This window comes from Aequorivita lipolytica, from assembly GCF_007997135.1.
Lineage (GTDB): Bacteria > Bacteroidota > Bacteroidia > Flavobacteriales > Flavobacteriaceae > Aequorivita > Aequorivita lipolytica.
Genome location: NZ_VORU01000002.1, coordinates 1 through 24,125, shown reverse-complemented (window position 1 = coordinate 24,125; position 24,125 = coordinate 1). Strand labels below are relative to the sequence as shown.

20 protein-coding genes are annotated in these 24,125 nt (G+C 37.9%); 2 read left to right on the top strand and 18 right to left on the bottom strand.

Annotated elements, in window-relative coordinates:
- Window positions 1-52 precede the first annotated feature (52 nt).
- The 5 genes from ESV24_RS02560 to ESV24_RS02540 form a co-directional block, all read right to left on the bottom strand.
- Window positions 53-382: a HesB/IscA family protein gene (locus ESV24_RS02560; RefSeq protein ID WP_111815030.1), complete on the bottom strand. Its 330-nt coding sequence runs from the start codon at window positions 380-382 to the stop codon at window positions 53-55.
- Between the two features lie 153 nt (window positions 383-535).
- Window positions 536-1,639 (bottom strand): cytochrome-c peroxidase, encoded by a 1,104-nt coding sequence (locus ESV24_RS02555; RefSeq protein ID WP_200829512.1) that lies wholly within the window; start codon window positions 1,637-1,639, stop codon window positions 536-538.
- 8 nt (window positions 1,640-1,647) lie between these two features.
- On the bottom strand, window positions 1,648-2,562 hold the full coding sequence (locus tag ESV24_RS02550; RefSeq protein ID WP_111815028.1) for an MbnP family protein: 915 nt from the start codon (window positions 2,560-2,562) through the stop codon (window positions 1,648-1,650).
- A gap of 31 nt (window positions 2,563-2,593) precedes the next feature.
- Complete coding sequence (locus ESV24_RS02545) at window positions 2,594-3,952, bottom strand: hypothetical protein (RefSeq protein WP_111815026.1); 1,359 nt, start codon at window positions 3,950-3,952, stop codon at window positions 2,594-2,596.
- Window positions 3,953-3,972: 20 nt separating this feature from the next.
- Complete coding sequence (locus ESV24_RS02540; protein WP_111815024.1) at window positions 3,973-5,382, bottom strand: choice-of-anchor B family protein; 1,410 nt, start codon at window positions 5,380-5,382, stop codon at window positions 3,973-3,975.
- Window positions 5,383-5,583: 201 nt separating this feature from the next.
- Between ESV24_RS02540 and thiL the strand changes: the two genes are divergently transcribed.
- Entirely contained in the window at window positions 5,584-6,639 is a 1,056-nt protein-coding gene (thiL, locus tag ESV24_RS02535; protein ID WP_111815022.1) for a thiamine-phosphate kinase, read from the top strand.
- A 384-nt stretch (window positions 6,640-7,023) separates the two neighbouring features.
- Here thiL and ESV24_RS02530 read toward each other — a convergent pair whose 3' ends face one another.
- The 12 genes from ESV24_RS02530 to ESV24_RS02475 form a co-directional block, all read right to left on the bottom strand.
- Window positions 7,024-7,794 carry an alpha/beta fold hydrolase gene (locus ESV24_RS02530; protein WP_111815020.1) on the bottom strand — a complete coding sequence of 257 codons (771 nt, stop codon included), beginning with the start codon at window positions 7,792-7,794 and terminating at the stop codon, window positions 7,024-7,026.
- A 22-nt stretch (window positions 7,795-7,816) separates the two neighbouring features.
- A complete protein-coding gene (locus tag ESV24_RS02525; RefSeq protein WP_111815018.1) occupies window positions 7,817-8,131 on the bottom strand; it encodes a DUF3784 domain-containing protein in 315 nt (104 codons plus the stop codon).
- Between the two features lie 78 nt (window positions 8,132-8,209).
- Entirely contained in the window at window positions 8,210-9,502 is a 1,293-nt protein-coding gene (locus ESV24_RS02520) for an aminopeptidase P family protein (RefSeq protein ID WP_111815016.1), read from the bottom strand.
- Between the two features lie 373 nt (window positions 9,503-9,875).
- Window positions 9,876-10,097 carry a ZIP family metal transporter gene (locus tag ESV24_RS15425; protein ID WP_200829511.1) on the bottom strand — a complete coding sequence of 74 codons (222 nt, stop codon included), beginning with the start codon at window positions 10,095-10,097 and terminating at the stop codon, window positions 9,876-9,878.
- A 77-nt stretch (window positions 10,098-10,174) separates the two neighbouring features.
- Entirely contained in the window at window positions 10,175-11,167 is a 993-nt protein-coding gene (locus ESV24_RS02510) for an endonuclease/exonuclease/phosphatase family protein (protein ID WP_111815014.1), read from the bottom strand.
- A 62-nt stretch (window positions 11,168-11,229) separates the two neighbouring features.
- On the bottom strand, window positions 11,230-11,760 hold the full coding sequence (locus tag ESV24_RS02505) for a DUF421 domain-containing protein (protein ID WP_111815012.1): 531 nt from the start codon (window positions 11,758-11,760) through the stop codon (window positions 11,230-11,232).
- A gap of 528 nt (window positions 11,761-12,288) precedes the next feature.
- On the bottom strand, window positions 12,289-15,369 hold the full coding sequence (locus ESV24_RS02500) for an efflux RND transporter permease subunit (RefSeq protein WP_111815011.1): 3,081 nt from the start codon (window positions 15,367-15,369) through the stop codon (window positions 12,289-12,291).
- Window positions 15,370-15,405: 36 nt separating this feature from the next.
- Window positions 15,406-15,759 (bottom strand): four helix bundle protein, encoded by a 354-nt coding sequence (locus tag ESV24_RS02495; RefSeq protein ID WP_111815009.1) that lies wholly within the window; start codon window positions 15,757-15,759, stop codon window positions 15,406-15,408.
- Window positions 15,760-15,787: 28 nt separating this feature from the next.
- Window positions 15,788-17,290, bottom strand: coding sequence for an efflux RND transporter periplasmic adaptor subunit (locus ESV24_RS02490; RefSeq protein WP_111815007.1), 1,503 nt, complete (start codon window positions 17,288-17,290; stop codon window positions 15,788-15,790).
- Between the two features lie 20 nt (window positions 17,291-17,310).
- On the bottom strand, window positions 17,311-17,598 hold the full coding sequence (locus ESV24_RS02485; protein WP_111815005.1) for a hypothetical protein: 288 nt from the start codon (window positions 17,596-17,598) through the stop codon (window positions 17,311-17,313).
- An 18-nt stretch (window positions 17,599-17,616) separates the two neighbouring features.
- Window positions 17,617-18,801, bottom strand: a complete 1,185-nt coding sequence (locus tag ESV24_RS02480; RefSeq protein ID WP_111815003.1) for a TolC family protein — start codon at window positions 18,799-18,801, stop codon at window positions 17,617-17,619.
- A 73-nt stretch (window positions 18,802-18,874) separates the two neighbouring features.
- The gene (locus tag ESV24_RS02475; RefSeq protein WP_111815001.1) at window positions 18,875-19,309 is read right to left on the bottom strand and encodes a hypothetical protein; all 435 of its coding nucleotides are present in this window, start codon (window positions 19,307-19,309) and stop codon (window positions 18,875-18,877) included.
- A gap of 1,006 nt (window positions 19,310-20,315) precedes the next feature.
- Here ESV24_RS02475 and ESV24_RS02465 point away from each other — a divergent pair.
- On the top strand, window positions 20,316-23,156 hold the full coding sequence (locus ESV24_RS02465; protein ID WP_111814997.1) for a WD40/YVTN/BNR-like repeat-containing protein: 2,841 nt from the start codon (window positions 20,316-20,318) through the stop codon (window positions 23,154-23,156).
- 49 nt (window positions 23,157-23,205) lie between these two features.
- On the opposite strand, the gene ESV24_RS02460 is transcribed toward ESV24_RS02465, so the two are convergent.
- A complete protein-coding gene (locus tag ESV24_RS02460; protein ID WP_111814995.1) occupies window positions 23,206-23,685 on the bottom strand; it encodes a hypothetical protein in 480 nt (159 codons plus the stop codon).
- Between the last annotated feature and the right edge of the window lie 440 nt (window positions 23,686-24,125).

Sequence of the window (24,125 nt, the reverse complement as noted above, 5' to 3'; positions counted from 1 at the left end):
AGTATTCAGTAAATCAATATTCAGTTCCTACCACGTGGGTTAGGGGTACTTTTTATAGCGAAAAACTCTCGCCACATCCACAAGTGCGATTAGCGTTTGGATTCTTGAAAACAAATCCTTTTCCGTTCAGTCCACCGCTGTATTCAAGGGTTGTTCCTACTAGGTATAGAAAGCTTTTTTTGTCCACGGCTATTTTTACTTGGTCCTCCTCAAAAAGCTTATCGTTTTCGCCTAGGCTGTGATCAAACTTCAATTCATAACTCAAGCCAGAGCAGCCACCGCTTTTAACGCCAACTCGTACAAAGTCCTGCACAATATTGAAGCCTTCTTCAGACATTAATTGTGCAATCTTTGATTTGGCATTTTCACTTATCTTAATCATATGTAGATTAATTCTAAATTAGAGGGCAAATATACATCAATTAGCACTTTCAACCATACGGATGCGGGATTTTAAAACTATGAAGCGATAGTTTTAAACAATAATTAACATACCAATTTTAATTGGTTTATTGAAGCGGAAAAAACTTTAAAATTAATTGGGATTTTGAAAATCTGGATTGTTGATAAAGGATGGATCTGAAAGTGAAAGAAGAAATGCTTTTAAATCGGCTTTTTCTGATGCCGTTAATTGAACTCCACCCCGGGATACCGCTTTCATCAACGGGTCAATTGTTCTGGAATACACAAGACCTTCGCTGTAATGATTTATAACATCATCTAAAGTAGCAAAACGACCGTCATGCATGTACGGCGCAGTAAAGGCCAGGTTGCGGAGTGATGGAGATTTGAACAAGCCGTCATCATTAGGGTCGCCACTTACATTACCTAGGCCTTTGTCTGTAATAATTGCATCTAAACCGTTATTGTGAAAAATATTATCGGTCCACAACGGGCTGTTCTCGTTTCCGTGGCAATGGAAACAATCGCCTCGGGATTCATCCATAAATATCTGAAAACCGTTCAGTTCTTGAGGTGTGATCGTGCCTTCATTTAATACATATTTGTCAAATGGCGAATTGGCAGAAATAAGTGTTCGCTCAAATTGTGCAAGCGCTTTGGCGGTTAATTCTTTGGTTATACTATTTGTTCCGAAGGCTTTTTTAAAAAGTTCTGGGTAATTAACATGGCTTTGTAAACTGGCAACGGCGTTTTCCCAAGTATTGTGCATTTCTATTGGGTTGGTAACTGGTTCCAACGCTTGAATTTCAGCGCCTTGGGCGCGGCCATCCCAAAAAAGTTTATTGTTTATACTCCAGGCCAAATTATAAATTGGCATGGAATTGCGAGTGCCTGCAATACCATCTATGCCAACGCTAAATTGCAAGTCGTCTGTGAAAGAATTGCTCGGTTTGTGGCAAGAGGCGCAGGCCTGTGTTCCATTTCCGGAAAGTATAGGGTCAAAAAACAATTTTCTTCCCAGAGCTACTCCTTCTTCAGTCTGGGGGTTGTCAGCCGGTATATTCGGCGGAGGTAACAGCCTTGCAAAAATGGGAGGAACGGTCAAAGGTTTGGGGGTTGGCACGTATTCTTCACTGGGCTCCACAATATCTGGATCGTTTGAAGAACAGGAGGGAAAAAGACCTATTGCCAAAAGTGCCATCAATAAAAAATATATTTTTCTTGACCGTTCCTTCATTTTAAAAATTATTGTGTAATCGCTCCTATGCTGAAAACGGTTGCACCATTTCTATGCATATCTTTTTGAGCCAAATAATTCATCATTAAATCTACACTGCGATCGTTAAGATCCCATAGTAGTGGGTTTTTGTACCATTCTGAAATGTCCATTTTAATTTCAATGGTAGCATCGTCGGTAATTGTAAAATTTTGGTTAAAATCAAAAGCGATAAAATTTTGCTCAAAAACCCCATTGCTCACACGGGCAGTCCCATTGTGATAGGCGTAAGGTTGTGGCGCGCCGCTAGTATCATCAAAAGAGCCTTCCATCTGCATAAAGTGGTAACCACCGCCTAGCATAGATGGCCAGTTCCAGTTTGCGGCATTTAAATCTGGATAAGCACCACTGGTGTTGTCTGCTTCATTAAAACCATAAACAAATGAAATACCTGTATAATCACCGGTGGATGCCATTAATGCTGGCGTAAGGTTCAGAGAAGCTGGATCTGTCAAATCAATTAATTTATATTCTTCAAAATTAACGGTTGTTCCATCTGCCTTCTGAAGCGAGATTCTTGAAATTAAATAACGAAGTTTTGAAATGTTTAGAAAATTTCCAGATTCATTTGTGTAAACTGTATTATTAAAATCTGCATTGGTAACAGATTGTCCATCCCAATTTTGGGTAAAATTGAAGGTAACATTCTTATTATAAATACAAGAACCGTCGTCAGTATTGGCGGCTGGATTATAATTTGAAGATGCGGGATCTGTGCATCCTAAAACCTCATACTCACAAGTTCCATCGTCCTTGGTAGCGGATATATTGTAATTTAATGATTGCGGGTCGGTACAACCTAGAACTTCTTGTTGTGAATCATCGTCACTGCTACAACCAAAGATGCCAAATGCCAAGATGAGTAAAAAAGCTATTTTTTTCATAGATTGAATGAATCGATGTAAGTTGTTAAATTTATTTTAATTTGACTATTAAAAAATCTTTGGAGCCTTGGTTTAAAGGAATATCAAGATCATTACTTTCTGAATTACCCACAGCTAAAATTTTGTTGTCAGTTGTTTCAATGGCTTCAGAAAGGAAATCAAGTCCAGAACCGCCCACACTTTTTTGAAATTTTAAGCCACCGTTTGCATCAACTACAAATATCCAGGCATCATTAAAACCATTGTTGCTTAGTAAGTCGCCATCGTTACTTCGGCTGTGGCCAGAAAGAATATAATCTCCATTTGTGCGCTGAACAATACTCTGTGCGGTATCAAATTGTGTTCCTCCGACAGATTTTTGCCAAATCTTGTTTCCATTGTCATCAAATTTTATTAACCAGGCATCGGCATTGCCCCGAGGAGAGGTTACGTCTTGGTCACTACTTCGGGCATCACCAACCATAATATAGTTGCCATCTTGTGTTTTTATGGAAGCATAGGAATTGTCAATTTCGTCACCTCCAAAAGATTTGGTCCAAACCAAATCACCAGAAGCGGTTAACCTAACTGCCCAATAATCGTAGCTTCCTTTTGAATCTGTTTTATCAAAGTCTTCACTTTCTGAAGTGCCTGTCATTAAGAAGCCGCCATCTGCTGTTTCTATAGCATCATAGCTTCTATCATTATTGCTGCCACCAAAGTAACGTCTCCATTCTTTGGTACCATCGGCCTTTAGTTTTATTCCCCAAAATTCGCCAACCCCGTGGAGCACTCCTTTTTGAACATCGTTGCCATCTCCACCACTTGCTGAAACGTCAAAATAACCTGTAATGAAATATCCGCCATCTGAAGTCTGAAAAGCATTATAGGCTTGATCGCTCCCAGAATATCCGAAGCTTTTGTCCCACAGCTTATTACCGGCGGAATCTACTTTAAGAACCCAGTAATCCTGGAATCCTGCGTTGTTTGAAACGTCGCCGTCATCACTTGTTGTATAACCGCTAAGTAGATAGCCACCATCATTGGTTTTGGTAATGCGCGAGCCGCTTTCGTCATCACTGCCGCCATAAGTTCTGCTCCAAATAATATCTCCAGTTTTAGTTAGTTTAACCAACCAATAGTCACTATCATTCCCGCTTCTGCCAGAAACATCTCCATCAGTGCTTCTTGTTGTACCAAAAACCATGTAGTTTCCATCATTTGCCTCAACCGTTGAAACGGCTTCGTCTATTCCGCTTCCGCCGTAGGTTTTAACAAACTCTATTTCACCACTAATTTCGGGTTCTTCAGGACTGTCTATAGGGTCGTCTTTTCCACAGGAGAAAATAATTATGGAAAAGGCAAAAAGAAATGGTAATGTTTTTAAATTCTGTAATTTAACTTGTAGCATAGGGGATATGTAGTTGTTTTTTAGTTTATCAATAAACGGTTAGTCGTAGTTGAATTGATTTTCATTACATACATACCCGACTGAAGGTTTGAAACATCAACGTTTTCGGAAAGTTTTTCGTCAAAATTTTGATCCATCACTTTTTGTCCGAGCATATTAAAAATTTCAACTTGAACGATAGGCTCTCCTTTAGATGTAATGTTTACCATATCACTGGCAGGGTTTGGATAAACGGCAAAGCTGGAAGTTGAAACGTCGTTTATTCCTAGCGTAGAATCCCTAACAATAAACAAACCTCTATCGATATCGCTTATTACTATACTTCCGCTTGCGAAGTATGGGTAAACACTCCAAGCACCGTCAAAACGTGCAGAATTGCTAGAGGGATATGTATCAAAAAATTTAGTCTCAACCATATTTCTGTTGTCAATATCACTAATGTCAATTATTCTCAATCCTGCGCGGTAGCTGGAAAGATAAAAATCGTTTCCTTTAACGTATCCGTTATGATCAATTGCTGCAACATCTGCTTCATATTCAAAATGTACCACTGGATTGTCCAAATCAAGTAAATCAAAAATTATGGTTCTAGTGTTGAACCCGAAAGTTGATTCGTCTAGTTCATCTCCCATTATATAATATCGCTGATCTTCAGTAAGCCATCCTTGGTGTGTATAATCCACACTCCCGTAGAAACCTACTGAAATACCTTCTGGATTACTTTTATCTGTTACGTCTACGATAGAAATTCTGTCTTCATTACTTCCGAAAAAGATTTCGCGCCCTGTATAATCTGTATCAGGACCGTTATAAATAACTACTTGTGCGTCGTGACAATAATTGTCTTCGTTGAAACCACCAGCCGCAACGGGGTTTAAAGGATCTTGGATATTGACGAAATGTGGACCTCCGCTAAAAGTGCTGGTTCCAACTGCATAAGCATAACCCGTTTCTTCATTGATAACAATATTATGGCAATTGCCAAAGCCACTATAGTGAGCATCCTCAGTAAAAGTTTCTGGAGCATTGGAAACACTGCGCAAGCGGGTTAAGTCAAAAACCTGCATTCCATGACCGCTGGCTTCGCTTACTATGAAAGCGTGGTTGTTGTATACTTTTATGTCTCTCCAAGTACTTGGGTCAGTATGTGTTGGTAGTTTGCCTAGGTATATTGGGTTTACAGGATCTGTAATGTCAACAAATGCTGCTCCATTTCCCAAGCCCATTATGGCATATTCTTTTCCATCCTGTGGATCGGTCCATCCCCAAGAATCGTTTCCTCTGTCAGAACCGAGAACATTAAGGCTTAATCGAGATAAAAGGTCTAAGCCATTGCAAGGATATGGTCCTGCCATGCCATTTTCACAAGGTGTTTGTGCGAAGACTATTGTACTTAGTAGCATTACGAAAACTGGTAAAATTCTTTTCATTTGTAGTGTTTAAGGTTTAAAAGGGGCTAAATGTAACTATATTATAACCTAACCTACAAACGCAAAAGGTTAAATATTAGTATAGTATTAGAAGTATGCAAAATTAAATTATTGAATCTGTATTTTCTAAAAACTTCTTCAAGCTTCTTTTTATTGGTAGTGATGGTGTATTTTTGCCGAAAACAGCAATAGATATTCAAAATGTTTGAGAACAAAGATAATGCTAGCACAAGTATCGGAGATTTGGGTGAATTTGGTCTGATTGACCACCTAACCAAAAATTTTATAATAAAACAAAAGTCAACCGTTAAAGGCATTGGCGATGACGCTGCGGTGATTGCCTGCGATTCTAAAAAGGAACTAGTTGTTTCAACAGACCTGCTTTTGGAAGGAGTGCATTTCGACTTAAGCTACATGCCTTTAAAACATTTAGGCTACAAAGCTGTAATCGTAAACCTTTCTGATATTTATGCAATGAATGCCGAGCCCCAACAGATTACGGTAAGTATTGCGGCATCAAATAGATTTCCTGTGGAAGCTTTAGAAGAACTTTATGCAGGTATTGAAGCCGCCGCAAAATTATATAATGTAGATGTAGTAGGTGGCGACACTACCTCATCGACCACAGGTTTGTTAATAAGTATCACTGCATTGGGGACCGTGAAAAAAGGAGAAGCTGTTTACAGAAGTGGTTCAAAAGAAAATGACTTATTGGTAGTTACCGGCGATCTTGGCGCGGCTTATATGGGTTTGCAGATCTTAGAGCGCGAAAAGGAAGTGTTTAAAGTAAATCCTAATTCGCAGCCAGATTTGGAGCCGTATTCTTATTTGGTAGAACGCCAACTAAAACCCGAAGCACGGAAGGATATTCCTAATTTACTGAAGGAACTGGACGTGAAACCTACTGCGATGATTGATATTAGCGACGGCTTATCTTCGGAAATATTACATATCTGTAAAAGTTCTAAAGTGGGATGTAATTTATATGAAGATAAAATTCCGCTAGATCCACAGGTCATTTCTACTTGCGAAGAGTTCAATCTTGACAGTACCACTATAGCTTTGAGCGGTGGCGAAGATTATGAATTGCTGTTTACTGTTAAATCGGAAGATTTCCCAAAAATTAAAGCAAATCCACACCTATCTATAATTGGTCATATAACTGACGAAAAGGAAGGAGTACATTTAATTAGCCGGGCAGGAACCAAAATACCTATAATTGCAAGAGGTTGGAATGCGCTTAATAATAACGAATAAAATTCCGGAATGAACAAACGAGCCTTGTTTCCTTTATTTAAAGGAAAGTTGTTCTCGAAGTAGAGCTTCGTACTTTTAATGTATTGATAGCCTTTTCTTTTTTCTGAAAAAAGAATATAAACATTCGTTCACTTCGCGTCGCTTATAAGTTAGTGTTTCAAATTTACCAGAATAACTATTTGATACCTCCCTGCCACAACAGGTGCATTTGTATTCGCTAATGTGATCTGTAATTTTTCGGGTTACGATGTAATCGTGGCCAAATGCAGTGCATATAAGGCTCAAGATTGGAGGTCGGCTTTGGGGCATAACTTTATCCATCTATGTTAAATTAATTGGGATTAATACCTCAATAATAAGGTTTTTTTAGACAAACGGCAAGTTTTATCCGATAAAAAGTAAATATTCCATTACAGGGTCTACATTTTCTATCAAACTCATATGTCCTCCTTCAATAACTTTTACTGAAACCCCGCATTGCTCAGCCAACTGCTTTGCTTCTATAAGTGGTAAAATAGGATCTTCGTCTGCCAGAATTGAATGTTTGTCTTTCGTAAAATTTTTCAGAATCGCTGTCCGTTCTTTTCGGTCGCGCATACCTTTTATTGCTGCCTTCACGCCATCTAGGGGAAAGGAATAAGCTTCTGTTTTTAAAGCTTCAATTTCAGTTTTAAATTTTTCTCTTGAAGCTTCAGCAAATAGATTTCCTATAGCCATACTAAAAAAAGCGCTTGGGTTTTGATCAATAACTTTTAAGGCCCGGTTACGATTTTCTCGTCTTTCTTCAGAATCTGCCTCGGGTGTTGAATTGAGAAGAATTAATTTTTTCACTTTTTCTGAAAATAGTTCCGCATAGGCCAAAGCAACATAACCGCCCATGGAATGACCGATGAAGGTGGCCGAGGTAATTTGCAAATGCTCCAATATTTCATTTACAACTTCAGCCATTAATTCCATAGTGTGGATTTCAGAAATAACACCGCTCTTTCCGTGGCCGGGTAGGTCAATTGTAACCACTAAATTATTCGCTGTTAATTGTGGCAGTAATGGTTTCCACATAGTGGAACTTTCCAGAAATCCGTGAAGCAATACTATTGCCGGCCCTTTCCCAAAGGTGTTGTAATAGATTGGAATGTTTTTGAAGAAAAAAGTCATGTTTTGAAAAGGCTTATTAAACCTAATTTTTATAGGCTTTAGAATTAGATTTGACTAACATGTATATAACACTTACTATTACTACTGGAAAAAACAGATAGCTAGCCATTTCAGGGTTTTCCAAATATGAACTTGTAATCCCCAATAAAATAATTGACACACCTATAATAGTAAATACATTTCTTAATAGCGTAGCTACTTTTTCAATCTTCACTTTTTTCTTATCGGCTTTGCTCATTGTATTGTAGCCTGCAATGAGGAAATAAAGTTTGAAATGCTTTACCACTATTCCGAGTAGGATTATAAAAATACCAACATAAAGAAAAGAGGTGTCCATAATTGTTGTTTTTGAAAAAAAGACCTACAAGCTTAATAAACTGTGTAGGTCTCTATTCTTCACTCTTTTTTCTAAATTTTATTTATTCATAATTTCCTCAATCTCTTCGGCTTCAATGGGAATATTACGCATCAAATTAAAAGGCTCGCCTTTTTTCTGGATAACCACATCGTCTTCCAAGCGAATGCCAAAACCTTCCTCTGGAATGTAGATTCCCGGTTCAACGGTGAAAACCATATTGTCGGTCATTTTTTCCCAAAGCACTCCGTAATCATGCGTATCAAGACCCATATGGTGGCTGGTGCCGTGCATAAAGTATTTTTTATAGGCAGGCCATTTTGGATCTTCGTTTTTAACATCGGCCTTGTCCAATAGTTTTAGACCTAGCAGTTCTTTGGTCATCAATTTCCCTACTTCTTCATGAAATTCTTTCCAATAATTTCCTGGCACAAGCATTTTTGTTGCATCGTCTTTTACACGTTTTACGGCATCATAAACTTCGCGCTGGCGTTTGCTGAATTTTCCACTCACGGGAATGGTTCGGGTCATATCGCTAGCGTAATTTGCATATTCTGCGCCTACGTCCATCAATATTAAGTCACCCTTTTTACATTGTTGATTGTTAACCACATAGTGTAAAACGTTTGCATTGTTTCCACTACCTACAATAGGTGTATAGGCAAAACCGCGCGAACGGTTTCTTAAAAATTCGTGCATATATTCGGCTTCAATCTCGTATTCCCAAACGCCTGGTTTTACGAAATTCAAAACTCTTCTAAGTCCTTTTTCAGTAATATCGCAAGCTGTCTGTATTAAATCAATTTCAACTTGATCTTTTACGGCGCGCAAAGCCTGAAGGATTGGATTGCTGCGCTCCCAGCTGTGCGCAGGGAATTTTTCTTTTGTGTTTTTAATGAAACGATCTTCGCGGGTTTCGGTTTCCACACTTTGTCGGTAATGCTCGTTAGTGTTGAAATAAACGCGTTCGGCCTGCGTCATTACTTCAAAGAAAATCTTGTCGAATTCCTTTAACCAGTAAACCGATTTTATTCCGCTTACCTCAGTGCCTTTTTCTTTGGTTAGTTTTTCACCTTCCCAAACGGCAATGTGGTCGTTGGTTTCACGTACAAAGAGCATTTCGCGATGGTCTTTATTTGGTGCGTCTGGAAAAAGAACCAATATCGTTTCCTCTTGGTCAGCTCCGGTTAAGTAAAAAATATCGCGCGCCTGCTGAAAGGGCATGGTGCTGTCTGCACCTATTGGGTATATATCGTTACTGTTAAAAACCGCAACACTCTTGGGCTTCATCTGTGCCATAAAGTTTTTGCGGTTTTTTATAAAGAGTTTGCTGGGTATTTGATCGTACTTCATTTGTAGTGTTTTTTTAATAAATAATGTTAGCTGTTAAATCATTAAACTTTACCATATGGGGGTTGCTGAGCGCAGTCGAAATACAAAATTAATTATTTCAAAGTTATTGAAGCGAGGGAAAGGGTTAAAAGTGTATTAATTACGGGAGATGTTAGAGGTGCTGTACTTTTATGGGATACCTTTTTGCCGGCAGTATTTTATTGGGCTAAAGTGTTTAAGTATAATGCCAAAATTAAACCAATTGTTGTTGCTAATCCTGTCTAATATTTATCCTTTTTAAAAGATTTCGGAAAAACTTCCAAAGCTAGTGATGCAACAACCGCTCCGCCTGCAAAACATTTTATATAATTCAAATATTCTTGGGAAACATCTGCTAATAAATAATAGCCCAATAGCCCAATAGCGCAGATGCGGAGAGTATTAGTGCAATACCTATCCAAAACATAAGAACCTTCTTTTTTGAATTATCGTTTTTTGACATCTCTTTGGCTCCACCTGCGGCTTCTGGTAAATTTGATAATAGTATAGAACCTGACAACGCGGCAACCGATAATGGGCTTGCGCCGATAAGTGCAACTACAATAATTGCCATCATTTTTCTAGTGGATTTTTATCAATTATTCTTTTTATTTATTAAGCGCATTACATTTTGCTTAAACCATTCGGGGCAAACTATTTTTTTAATAGCAATTTCACAAACATTGGAAAATGGTCTGAACCAATTTTTGGTAAACGTTCCAATTTTTGCAATCGAAATTCTTCGGTTACAAAAACGTGGTCTAACGGCCATCGCATTATAAAGCTCTTTGCGTTATAACTATTAAAGAAACCTCTTCCCACTCTAACGTCATAAAGTATATTTTCTGTACCCGTCAAGTCATCTACGTAAGACCAAACTACATCGTTTAAATCTCCAGCTACGATTGTCGGGAATTTGCGACCCTTAATTTCTTTGCCCAATTTTTGTAGCGCAGTTGCTTGTTGACCTGCATTGTCGGGCAGGTCCTTAAAATGCGTAGGTGGAACAGGATGGACCGAATGGAAACTGATATTTTTACCATTAACGAGCGTAATGGTAGTCTCAAAAGAAGGCACTTTTTTATTGTTTAAATAATCTACTTCTACCTCTTTTAACGGAAATTTACTGTACAAAACCATGCCGTAAGCAACCTCGTTGATTGTGTGTTGAGAATAGGGAAATTCATTTTTCAGAACTTTCAGTTCTTCGTTCCACCACTCATCTACTTCCATTGCCAAAATCAAATCAGGTTTTTTTAGGTCGATCAATTCAATTAAGGGCTGTGCATTTTTGTTGGACATCTTTACATTCGCTAATAAAAGACTGAATTGGTCATTAGAAGATTTTAAATCTTTTGCCCAAGGTACTTCTACGGGAACTATGCTTGTATAATTGATTAAGAAGGTACTATTAATAAACAATCCACTTAACAGCCCGAAAATTATTAGATAATCATACCATTTCCACTTCTTTATAATTATCCAGAGTGCTATCAAACATATTAGTGAAGCGATGAATAATTGAATGCGTGGAAAATCAAGCATCTTTAAATAGCGAATTTCCGCATTCCTAAGTATGGAAAGTATAGAGCCAATCGCAGAAATTATTGCAATCACATAAAATATGATAAGTAGAATTTTTCTCATTTTTTCTTAAACTTACGACCGCGCATTTCGTTATTTATAGATGTAAAGGACAACCAATTATATTATGGTATTTTTCTCACACCTGAAAGTAATTTTTTGTCGAATCGCTCATTTTTATTACTGTCGGCTGCATGCAACACCGAGATATCTCCCGTAGCTTCAAGCACAACGGCAAAAACTTGGTCATAGTTGAGTACATTGGCCTCACGTAATTTAGTAATTAACTGATTCTCTTCTATTCGGGCATTTTTTAAATTCTCATGCAAAATTGTGTTGCCATCCATTAAAAGCAAAGCTGCGTTTGATATTAATCTACTTAAAGCTGGGAATTTTCGTTGTAGGTAAGAAAAGATTAATGTTATTAATAGAAGACCCCCAATTGCAATAGCACCATGAGCCAAAGATGTGGATGAGGTTAGTGTTGATGAAATAATACTACCAATAGCCACGGTAAAAGCAAAATCATAAGCGGTAAATTTTGCAAAGGCTCTAAGACCGCTGATCCTGGTAAAAATTATGATGACCACAAAAATAATGAAACAACCTATTAAGGTCTGAAAAAGCGGGTCGTTGCTACTATATATCCAATTCATATTGTTTATTTAAATATTTATCTTTTATGCCCGCAAAGGCACAACGTTTAAAAGTTAAAGTCACATACTTTACAAAAGTGCTAGTGAAATCAAATTTATAAAATTTCTATAAAGGCCACTTAAAAGTGTAATAATTAAAATTCCACCAATTCCGAATATAATTGAAAACAATAGCTTTTTTTCATAAATTTTTTTAATTGACATAACATAATATCCTAAAGCACCCAGCGTCATAGGTACAATTAAAAATTATTGATTTGAGCGTTGGCAAGATATACTCTTTTGCAATATTTGTTGTAGCGTTGGCATTGAGCGAAATGTGAAATATTCACTAACACCAGAACCACTATTAAATTCGTGAATAATTGCAAATGTGTATTGCTTTTAGCGTTGGCTTTGTCAAACTAAATTATTTCGTAAATGGTCTATTTAAGTTAGGTTATCAGATTGTTTTAAAATCGGTTAAAAAATTAGGGCTGTTGTTACATTTTCAACAGCCCTGTTTTAAATTTTATTGTGTAATAAAAACTACTTTTTTCTAATTACCAACTGATACACACAAGGAATAACTACCAAGTTTAGCACCGTAGCCGATAACAAACCACCCAAAATAACCACAGCCATTGGGCTTTGTATTTCACTTCCTGGTTCGCCACCTTTCAATGCCAATGGTATTAATGCCAAACCTGTTGTAAAGGCTGTCATTAGGATTGGATTCAATCTGTCCAATGCTCCTGTTTTGATTAGCTGAAATCCTTTCATTCCTTCTTTTCTCAAATCCTCATAACGAGAAACTAATAAGATTCCATTACGGGTTGCTATACCGAACAAACTAATAAAACCAATTGTTGCTGCAATACTGATGATACCTGATGTAAAATACACTATCAAGATTCCTCCAATCAAAGCCAAGGGCAGATTTATCAATACGACAAAAGCCAATTTCACATCTTTAAATTCATAGTATAGTAACAAAAATATAATAGCTATTGCAATGATTGCGGTTATCATAAGCAACTGTGATGCTTTAGACTCGCTTTCAAACTGTCCACCATATTGCACTCGATAGCCTTCTGGCATATTCACGTTATTTGCAACAACTTCCTTTATTTCGTTTACTGCTCCACGTAAATCCCTGCCCTGAACATTGGCAGCCACTACAATTTTACGTTGTACATCTTCTCGATTAATCGTATTTGGACTGCTTACAGAAGCTACCGTTGCCAGTTCGCCCAAAGTGGTTTGACCACCTTTTGGTAAACTGATTAAAGCATTGCCGATGTTTTCTATATCATCTCGAAACGGTTTTTCATAGCGAACCACTAAATCAAAATACTGCTGTCCTTCATAAATCTCGCCTGCTTCTTCGCCTGCAAAAGCAATATCTACTTGCTCCATTAAATTACCAACTGTCATTCCATAAGCTGAAAGAATTTGACGTTTGGGTTGGATGCGTATTTGTGGTACTTCAATTTGTTGATCAACCGCAACATCTGCCAATCCATTAATGTCTTTAATATTTTGCTCTACGCTTTTACCAACTTCAAACAAACGTTGCAAATCTGAACCGAATATCTTAATTGCAATATTGGCTCGTGTACCTGAAAGCATATGGTCAATTCGGTGCGCAATAGGTTGTCCCAAGGTAATATTAACACCTGGTGCAATACTCAATTTGTTTCGGACTTCCTCGAAAAATTCTTCTTTGGTTTTGTCATTTAAAACAAATGGCACATCAATTTCGGAAGCATTTACACCCTGTGCGTGTTCGTCCAATTCGGCACGCCCTTGTCTTCGGGTAACAACTTCCACTTCGGGTAAATCCAATAATATGGTCTCTATTAAATTCCCTGTTTTGTTACTTTCTTCCAAAGACATTCCGGGTGGGCCAACAACACTAATAACCAAAGAGCCTTCATTAAATTCAGGTAAAAAACTTCTCCCCAATTGTGTTAAAACCAAAAGACTGATGATAAAGGCAATTACTGTAGTTCCAATAATGGTTTTGGGAATTTTAGTGGCTCGTTCCAAGAGGTTGCCATAATGTTTTTGTAACCAACGCTCCACACGTGTGCCGTCTGCTTGTTTGTTCAACAACTTTTCGTTGTTCAATAAATAGGAGCATAAAATAGGTGTAACTGTTACTGCAACAATCAACGATGTCAAGACCGAAGTGACAAATGCTATCCCTAACGGTTGTAATAATCGTCCTTCCATTCCGCTTAAAAAGAATAACGGAATAAAGGATACGATAATAATCAAAGTTGCAATAATGATGGAACTTCGTATTTCTACAGAAGCATCACGAACAACCGTTATAGTTGATTCGCGTTCTGCTTTTGGTTTTCTAATATTTTCACGCAAGCGTTTATAGACATTTTCCACATCAATAATGGCGTCGTCCACCAAAGCACCAATTGCAATTGCCATTCCGCCCAAACTCATTGTGTTGATGGTATAACCCAACCATTTTAAAATGATGATAGACACCAATAATGAAATAGGAATTGCCAATAAGGATATTAAGGTGGTTCTCCAATTCATTAAAAAGATGAAAAGAATTATCATTACAAAGAATGCTCCTTCCAATAAGGTCTGGTTCAAATTACTAATAGAAGCATCAATAAAATCGGACTGCCTAAAGATTTGACTTTTGATGTTGACGCCCTTTGGTAGGGTCTTTTCCAGGTCGGTAATCGCTTCATCCAAGCGGTCTGTCAATTCTAAGGTGTTAACTTCGGGTTGTTTTGAAATGGTTAAAATAACTGCTGGTTTTGCATTTAATGAACCATCTCCAATTTTATCGGCAGCACCAATTTGAACGGTTGCCACGTCCTTGATTTTTATGGTTTGGCCATTGACTTGTTTTAAAACTGCTTCCTGTAAATCTTCTAACGCATAAGCTCTACCGCTTCCCTTGATAATGTATTGATTTCCATATTGATTGATGACGCCTCCTGGCGCATTGGTGTTTGCTTCCTTAACGTGCTCTACCAGTTCTGAAAGACTTACATTGTAATGCTTCATCTTTTCAGGGTTGGCAAATACTTGGTATTGCTTATAATCGCCACCAATAACTACAACATTTGCAATACCTCCAATCGCTTTTATACGTGGTCTGATTGTCCAATCGGAAAGGGTTCTTAACTCCATTGGCGACAAACTATCGGACGTGACACCCAAGAGCATAATTTCTCCCATAATGGATGAAATAGGCGCCATTGTTGGTGCGCCAATACCTTCGGGTAAATTTTCACGAACCATCGGGATGCGCTCACTTACAATTTGCCGTGCCCGATAAATATCGGTTCCCCATTCAAATTCTACCCAAACAATGGAAATTCCAGATGCAGATGAAGAACGAATTCTTCGCACATTTGGCGAACCATTTAAGGCTGTTTCCAATTGATAGGTAACTAATTTTTCTACTTCTTCAGACTCCATTCCGTGCGCTTCGGTAAGAATAGTTACCGTTGGCGCTGTAAGGTCTGGGAATACATCTACGTTCATTGTTCGGGCATAATAAATACCCAACACGCTCAATGCAACTGCTCCCAACAGAATGAGCAATCTATTATGAAGTGAAATTGATAATATTTTGTTTAACATATAAGAAATTTTAAGTGTTAGATTTTAAATGTTAAATTATTTATTTTGAGAAGTTTTGACAATTGCGGTAAGTATATTGATGAGTTGTTCCACTTCGTTTAAATGAAGTTTTACATTCACATCGACGAGATTACTTTTATCAATCAATTTCAACCAATACCTTGTTTCTCTTGCTTCTTTTGATGAAATAGACATTTTGGCTGTAAAATCTTTTTTGGAAATGGCTGCAGTCGCTTCTTCCACATTGGCTCCAATACTTGTCCCACTTCTTAATAGCTGTCTGGAAAGCACATATTCATTTTGAGCTTTCATTTGTTTATAAAGCTCAATAATTTGCAATGCAAATTCAAAGGACTTATTTAAAATGATATTGTCTTTTTCGTTTTTCATCATTCAAAATTTATAATTCAACATTTCATTAGTGTTCGTGACCGTGAGCAGGAGTTGAACCCGACATAGAAGCCATTTTAACTTGGTATGCTCCTGTTGTGACAACTACTTCGCCCACTTCCAGACCTTGAAGTATTTCTACATTTTCGCCATTGCGCTTTCCAATTTTCACAGGTCTTCTTTCAAAGCTTTCACCTGAAAGCTGGACGATAACCGAATAACTTCCATAATCTTCCAATAAGGCATTCACAGGAATCATAGTGTTTTGGGTGGCAGTTCCCATCGCTATTTGAACAGGCGTTAAGCTTCCCTCTGGCATATCGACCTCTACATTCACTTTTGCGAAAACTGAAATCAATGGGTTTTCACGCTCCACATCTTTACCGATAGAGAGAATTTCCCCTTCGGCATCGGTTACGTTTGCCCATTGTCCATCTTTGGTTTGATACCAAATGCCTTGTACATTCTCCATTGAAAGTCCATAGTTGGGTGCTAACTGTGTTTTCAGCACTTTGGATTGATGTGTACCTATTGATACCAACGCCACACCTTGCTCTACATAATCGCCATTGGAAACTGTAATGGACTTAATGAAGCCGTCAAAAGGTGCGCGAATTTGTTTACTTCCTCCTGAAACACCTGATGTTAGTGATTGGTAGTTCGCTTTTGCTATCTCAAAATCGCTCTCCACTTTTTCAAATTCAGATTTTGGGACAATTTTAGAGTCGTACAACTCTTTCTTTCTATCAAATTCAGATTTGGCTTGTTGGTATTTCGCTTTCGCTGAAGCGATACCTGTACTCAAATTATTGGAAGCCAGACCTTGACTATTCAAGCTCATTAAAAGTTGACCTTGTTTTACTGCTGTGCCTTCCGTGAGATTATTTACTTTAAAATCGACCACACCATTGGATTTTGCTGCCAACGATTTTACAGAACCTGGCGAGGGCATCCATACACCAGAAGTGTTCACGACATCATAAATTTTACCTGAAACTACAGGTGCAGTTTGAAAATCGATTTTCCAAGCCTGCTCTTTCAAAAATGATATGCTTCCATCTTCTTCGGCAATACCTAATGCTTTTATTGCATCGTCGGTATTGGCATAAACAGTAACATCATCTATCGTGATTTTATCTGAATATTCAGGGGTTTTCAATTCAAAAACAAGTTGGTATGTTCCCGCTTCTTTAGGTTGAATTGTTGGCGAAAATATGCCTGGTGATGAGGGTTCTTCCGCAGTATTGCGCAAGCCTTTATCGTTTTTTATCAAACTTACTGTAACCGAACCTTCGCGAATAGGTTGATGTTTATCCAACGCCGTAAAGTGGGCTGCAAACCTGCTGGGACTACCAACAATTAAGGCAGGAAATTCTACAAATAATTCGGTTTTATTTGTCCAAATGGTGTGGTCCAATCGAGGAATTTCTTCTCCAGCGTGAGTTCCATCTTCGTTGTGTGCGTGTGCATCTTCTGCCTTGTTGTTGCAAGACATCGCCAAAAAGGCGAGCACTATTAGTATATATCTCATCTTTTATATCTTTTTATTTTTTAGTGGTCGTGGTGTTCAGAATCGTCATCGTGTTTGTGAGTTTCAGAATCATTTGAGTGATTACCGTCGGTATCGTGTTCGTGACCGTGTTCCTCTGTCTTTATTTCCATAGAATCTTTTCCTACTTCAAATTCTTCCTGTTCCACATCTTCTTCATCCATATGACCGCCATCGGCATCGTGTTCGTGACCGTGGTCGTCTGTTGCTTCGGTTTTTGTATCTCTACAAGAGCTTACCAAAAAAGTTGATGCTATTGCTATTGTAAATATTATTTTTGAAATTTTCATTAGTGTATGTTTTAAAATTTATAATTGATGTTTTAATATTTGCGCTTGAAGTAGTTGTAGGTCTTTTTCCATTTGCAACATTTTATCTGAAGCATTGCGATAAAACTGAAGCTCCAGATAATAATCCATAAACGAATACTCGCCCAATTGATAAGCCTTAAACAGTAATTGCTCACTATCTAAATTGCCCATTGTGGTTTGATACTCGTTGTATTTTTCGAACATCAACTCGTATTGATTATAGGTTTCTTGAAACTGTGTGTAAAGCGAGGAAGTTATTACTTCGGTATTGGATTGCTGATACTCATAATTTGCTTCGGCAGCCTTTACCTTATTTTTACTACTCCATAATGGAATTGAGACACCACCGTAAAACCCTGAATAGTTGCTGCCGCTGACACCCTGATAATTATATCCTAGTGCTAAATTGGGCAACACCTTGTTTTTCTCCAATTTTATTTTTTGAAGCGAAGCTTCTTCATTGGCTTTCAATTCTTGCAATCGAGGGTCAGTTGTCAATTTTTCCTGCCAAAGATTTTCAATTGTTCCAATTTCAGCGGGCAAAACTATTTGTGATGAAGTTCCGTCAATAGGATTTCCACCGTTCAAAGTTTTGAGTTTAGACAGTTGAATTTGGATTTCGCTTTCAATCTGTTGAACTACAAATTGTTCTTGAATCCAAGCAATTTTAGCCTTGTTCAAATCTAAAATCCCTACTTGTTCTTTATCAAATAGCTCCTGAATTTGGTCAAAAACCTGTTTACTTTGGGTTCTTCTTTCGGTAACAATCACTTTTTGCTTTTGCAAGAAAACGAGTTCTAAAGCAATGCCCTTTGCTTGCAATAAGACTTCTTGTCTTTTTGTCGAATAAGCTGATGCTAATTGCTCCGATTTGGATGCGTTCCATTTGCCACGTGCCCCATAAACCGAAGGAAATTCAAAAGATTGTGAAATTTGATATTCGGTATAATCTCCCGTTGCATTATCGCCAAAAGGCAAATAATACCCAGAAAGCTGTGGGTCGGGCAAATTGTTTGTGCTCTTGTTTTCGAGTTGCTGGCTTTCAATAAACGCTTGATAACCTTTTAGCTCTGTATTATTCTGTTCGATTTCGTTTAACAGTTCCTCAATATTGTTAGTCTGTGAGTAACTATTAACAAAGAACAGGCACCCGCAAATTGCGAATACGATGTATTTATTCATTGTTTGAAATTTTAGGTTTAATCTGAATTTGTAAAATGGAATACTTACGCAGAGGTAATGTATTCCTAAACGATTAACCTAACGTGGGTGGGCCTCGTGAATCGAGGCAAGAGAGATATGGATTGAAATACGTATTGGGTGGTTGATAGACCGCTACCTTTTCGGCTTCATCATAGTATATAGGAATGCTATAATGATTAACAGGAATAGCGGTTTTTACATCCTTTTGAACGTTGTGTTTCTTTACACTACTTTCGTGCGTTACTACTATTTCATTAGATACTAAAGAATGTATGTGAACTTCCAAAAATAAATCTAAAAGTCCTTTTTTAGAGCTTTCTTTTTCTGGAACATCGTGATGATGGCTATGACTGTCACTATTTGAAACAGCATTATGCGAGTGTTCAACTTCATGCTGATGATGAAAATGAGGCACAACCTGATGCAGCAACAATAGGCTGAATATGCCTAAAAAGAAAAGTGCTTTTATGTGATTGTGTTTTTGCATCGGTTGCAAATGTAATAATTTATAATTGGTTTATTGTTTTCTGAATGCGAGCTGTTTCTGAGGTGGCGTTTTTCAGTTCGGGTTTTTGATTATAGTTCAAATTTGAAGTGGGCACAGATTCAGCTATAGCTTATTTACTGAGTGTGCCCAGCAAGCACATCTTTTTACCGAAAGATAAATAATTACTAGAGGGTGCAGTGGTAATCCTTCGACTAATCTAAGGACAGGCTTGAACCCTTAAAGCCTCAAGGTTTGCTATCCATGAGGACTAGGCCTGAAGAAATGCAGAGCATTCACGAAAACCTTTAAAAAATGAATAACGACAAAACTTGGTACTGACCCTTCGAGTACGTTCATGATAAACCAAGCAGTTGGGATGAAGCTGGGTCGAGATATTGAAGAAAGGTTTTGTTTTAGCTTAATTGTTTGTTAGCAAATGTTTTTTATGTGTTTATTACAGTGGTTTTTGAGATCGTATTATGCCAACCAGATTCAGAAATTAGGTATGAAAATGCATCAAAAAGAATTAACCTACATAGATTTCTTACTAGTAAAGTCTTAAAATTAGGCTTCTTCAGTTAAGAATTTTCCGATTGTTCGCCCAAAAAGAAATTCCATGATGAAGTAGTATAAAAAATAAAATACAAAGAAATAAATAATATTGTTTGTTACTGAACCTTCTCCAGTTATGGATTTTATCCAATTTTCAAATAGAATGCCATGTAAAATCCATAGAACCCAAAAACTTACAATGTCCAATATAAGATTTGAAAATCTAGTTTTTTTATGGGAGTGTTCAATTAAAATTTCATTATTCATATCAACTTTTTTAGAACATTGCTATACATGGATAATAACCGAGAGCATTTACCCCCTTTTATATAATTCAATCCAAACATACCAAAAAACCCTCCCCTCTTCGCTAATCGCTAATTCCTCATCCCTAAACTAACCCATTGCAAAACCCGCCCCATTTAAGTAACTTTCCCTTTTCAAAACCACTTCTATGAAAAACCTTTTACTTTCAGCACTTTGCCTTGCCACGGCAGTAACTTTTTCGCAACAACCAGCCACCTCTTCAGCAGCTTTAGAGACTGGACTGCAACAAAAAGTACAGCTGGCACAAGCTTCTCCTGTTGAAAACCTGCCTTTTAAAAGTATTGGCCCCAGCATTATGAGCGGCCGCGTGGTAGATTTTGCGGTAAACCCCAACAATCCCATAGAATTTTACGTGGGCTACGCCAGTGGCGGACTTTGGCATACCATTAATAACGGCACTTCCTTCACACCAGTAATGGACAATAGCCCAACCCAAAATGTGGGTTGCGTTGCGGTAGATTGGCAAAGCGGCACCATCTGGGTTGGCACGGGCGAGGTGAACGCCTCCCGTTCTTCATACGCAGGTATTGGTTTGCTGAAAAGCGAAGACAAAGGTAAAACTTGGCAAAATGTAGGGCTAATGGACAGCCACCATATAAGCAGTATTCTTATAAATCCATCAAATTCCGATGAGATAATCGTAGGTGCTGTTGGGCATTTATATTCCAGCAATGCCGAACGTGGTGTTTTTAAAACGGTGGACGGTGGTAAAACTTGGAACAAAACACTTTTTATTAACGATGAAACAGGAATTATTGAAATTTCCACAAACCCTAAAAATTTCAACACAATGTATGCAACCGCTTGGGATAAAGACCGAAAAGCATGGAATTTTGAAGGTAGCGGCGAGGGTAGCGGTGTTTATAAAAGCACCGATGCAGGCAGTACTTGGACCAAGATTTCTACTGAAAATAGCGGCTTGCCAACAGGCAAGGGAATGGGCCGGATGGGCACTGCCGTGGTGGACGATAACACGGTTTATTTAATTGTTGACAATCAATTCCACAGAAAAGAAGAAACAAAAAAAGAAGAAACCGACATCCTCACCAAAGACGATTTCAAGAAAATGGATGTTGCGGCCTTTCTAAATTTAGATGATAAGAAGCTGAACCAATTTCTAAAAATGAACGGTTTTCAGGAAAAATACCGTGCTGAAAACATAAAGCAAATGATACGTGTAGGCACCATAAAACCTGAAGATGTTTCAAAATATCTCGAAAATGCCAATAGCGCACTTTTTGATACGCCCGTAATTGGCGCAGAGGTTTACAAAAGCACAGACGGCGGAAAAACTTGGAATAAAACTCACGAAGGTTTCTTGGATGATTTATATTATTCTTACGGCTATTACTTCGGAAAAATACACGTTGATCCCAGCGATGCCAACAAAATATATGTGTACGGCGTACCAATCCTAAAATCTGCCGATGGCGGAAAAACCTTAACAAGCATAGATGCAGATAACGTACACGTAGACCATCACGCGCTATGGATAAACCCCAAAATATCTGGGCATTTGATTGATGGTAACGACGGCGGCGTAAACATAAGTTATGATGATGGTAAAACGTGGATAAAGAACAATACCCCTGCAGTAGGCCAGTTTTATGCGGTGAATGTAGATCACGAAAAAGAGTATAACGTTTATGGCGGTTTGCAGGACAACGGCGTTTGGGTAGGTCCGCATGATTATGAGGCAAACACAGGTTGGTTGCAGAATGGAAAATATCCGTATGAATTTCTCTTTGGTGGCGACGGTATGCAGGTGGAAATCGATAACCGAAACAGTAAAATTGTTTATTCCGGATTTCAGTTTGGTAATTACTATAGATTGAACAGAGATGGCGGTGAGCCTGTCTATATACAGCCGAAACACGATTTGGGTGACAATCCGTATCGTTTCAACTGGCAGACGCCTATTTTGCTGAGCAAGCACAATCAAGACATTCTCTATTTGGGTGGAAATAAATTAATGCGAAGCATGAACCAAGGGGATGACTGGAATGCCATTTCCGCAGATTTAACGCAGGGCGGAAAACCGGGCAATGTAGCTTACGGAACGCTTACAACAATCAGCGAATCGGCTTTTCAATTCGGATTGTTATACACAGGAAGTGATGATGGATTGGTCTATGTTTCAAAGGATGCAGGTGCAAATTGGATCAAGATTTCAGACAGTTTCCCAAAAGATCTTTGGGTTAGCCGTGTGATTGCATCTTCGCATAAAAAAGAAAGGGTGTATGTTTCACTGAACGGTTATCGTTGGGATGATTTTAAGCCCTATGTGTATGTGAGCGAAAATTATGGCGCCACTTGGAAGGACATCAGTAGTAATTTACCAGCTTCGCCAGTAAACGTTATAAAAGAAGATCCCGTAAATGAAAATCTGTTGTATTTAGGAACCGATAATGGCGCCTATGTTTCCTTCAATCGCGGTGAAAGTTGGGAAGTTTTTTCAAAAGATTTGCCCAACGTTGCGGTTCACGATTTAGTGATACAGCCCGAAGCAAAGGATTTGGTTTTGGGAACCCACGGAAGATCACTTTATGTTGCAGATATTTCCTTGCTACAAAAACTAAATGAAAAAAATAAAAATGAAGTTGTTATTTCTGAAATGGAATCTGCAAATTTCTCACCCCGTTGGGGAAGCAAATGGAGTACTTGGGGCGAAGTGTATGAGCCGGAAGCAAAATTTCAGTTTAACAGCCCACAAAGTGGAAAGGCAACAATAACCATCAAAACCGAAGATGGAAAAGAACTGCAACAGCTCACTGTGGAAGCTACAAAAGGTGTGAATGAGTTGGAATATGATCTGTCTATTACTGAAAAAGGCAGTAAAATCTTTGATAAAACCGACACCAAAATAAAGAAGGCCGAAAACGGAAAATACTATCTGCCGAAGGGCAAATACGGTCTTTATTTAAATTTAGGAAGCAAAACAGCTCATGCTACCTTTGAAGTTAAATAGGGATAAAAAAAGAGGCGTGAGCTACTTTTTAAATTTTTAAATGGTAAAACTATAATTTAGTAATTTGATTTTTTCTTTTCCATTCCTGATACTTATCATACTGTGCTGGTATTAAAATATCATATAAAATTCCATCTTGCAGCTTCAATAAGTCTTTTTGGTCTAAGGTCTTTCTAATATGCTTGTTTTGCATATTGTTGATATAGCCCACATATCCGCGTTGATATTTCAGGATTTGGTCTTCGCTCATGTTAACATAATCATACATGGGCGTCATATCTTTTTTCTTCAGCTTTATCCAATCTTTTTTATTCAGCTCTATCCAATAGAGCTCAATGTCATTATCAGTAGATGCTGTCTCATTTGTTTCATTGTTCCAGCTGTTGCCCTCCATATTGGCCACCTCGCGGATGGTTCCTTTTGTATATGGCGTGTTGTTTATACTGGCAGTTGTTGCTTGTTGTGAATTTCCGCAAGAAAAAAACACGGTTGCAAAAGAGGCAATTAAAAGTGTTCGGAGTGGTTTCATAGTTCTCTTTTTTAGTTTTTCAATAAACCTACTCTTTCCAATCAAAGTAAGTGGTTAATATTTAACCAATTAACTTTATTTTATAAAAAACCTAACAGTTTTTTGATTGTGGAAAACAACTATTTTTCCTTCAATAAAGGCGAAAATTGGGGAAGTGTTTTCGAAGGAATTGCCCAATGTTGCCGAACACGTTTTAGTGATACAGCCGAAAGCAAAACAGCTCATGCTATTTTTGAAGTAATTAAAATAGGGATAAAAAAAAAGAGGCTGTCTAAAAAGGGCAGCCTTTTTTATGTTTTATAATTTTGACAACAGCGTGAAATTTTGTACTTTCATGCTATGAAAAGCAACGTAGTTTGGAAGACCAATAGCCAGAACCAACTGAGTCTTCTCCCTCCAAGTTATGATGATCTTGTTCCAGAGAATCATCCGGTTCGCAT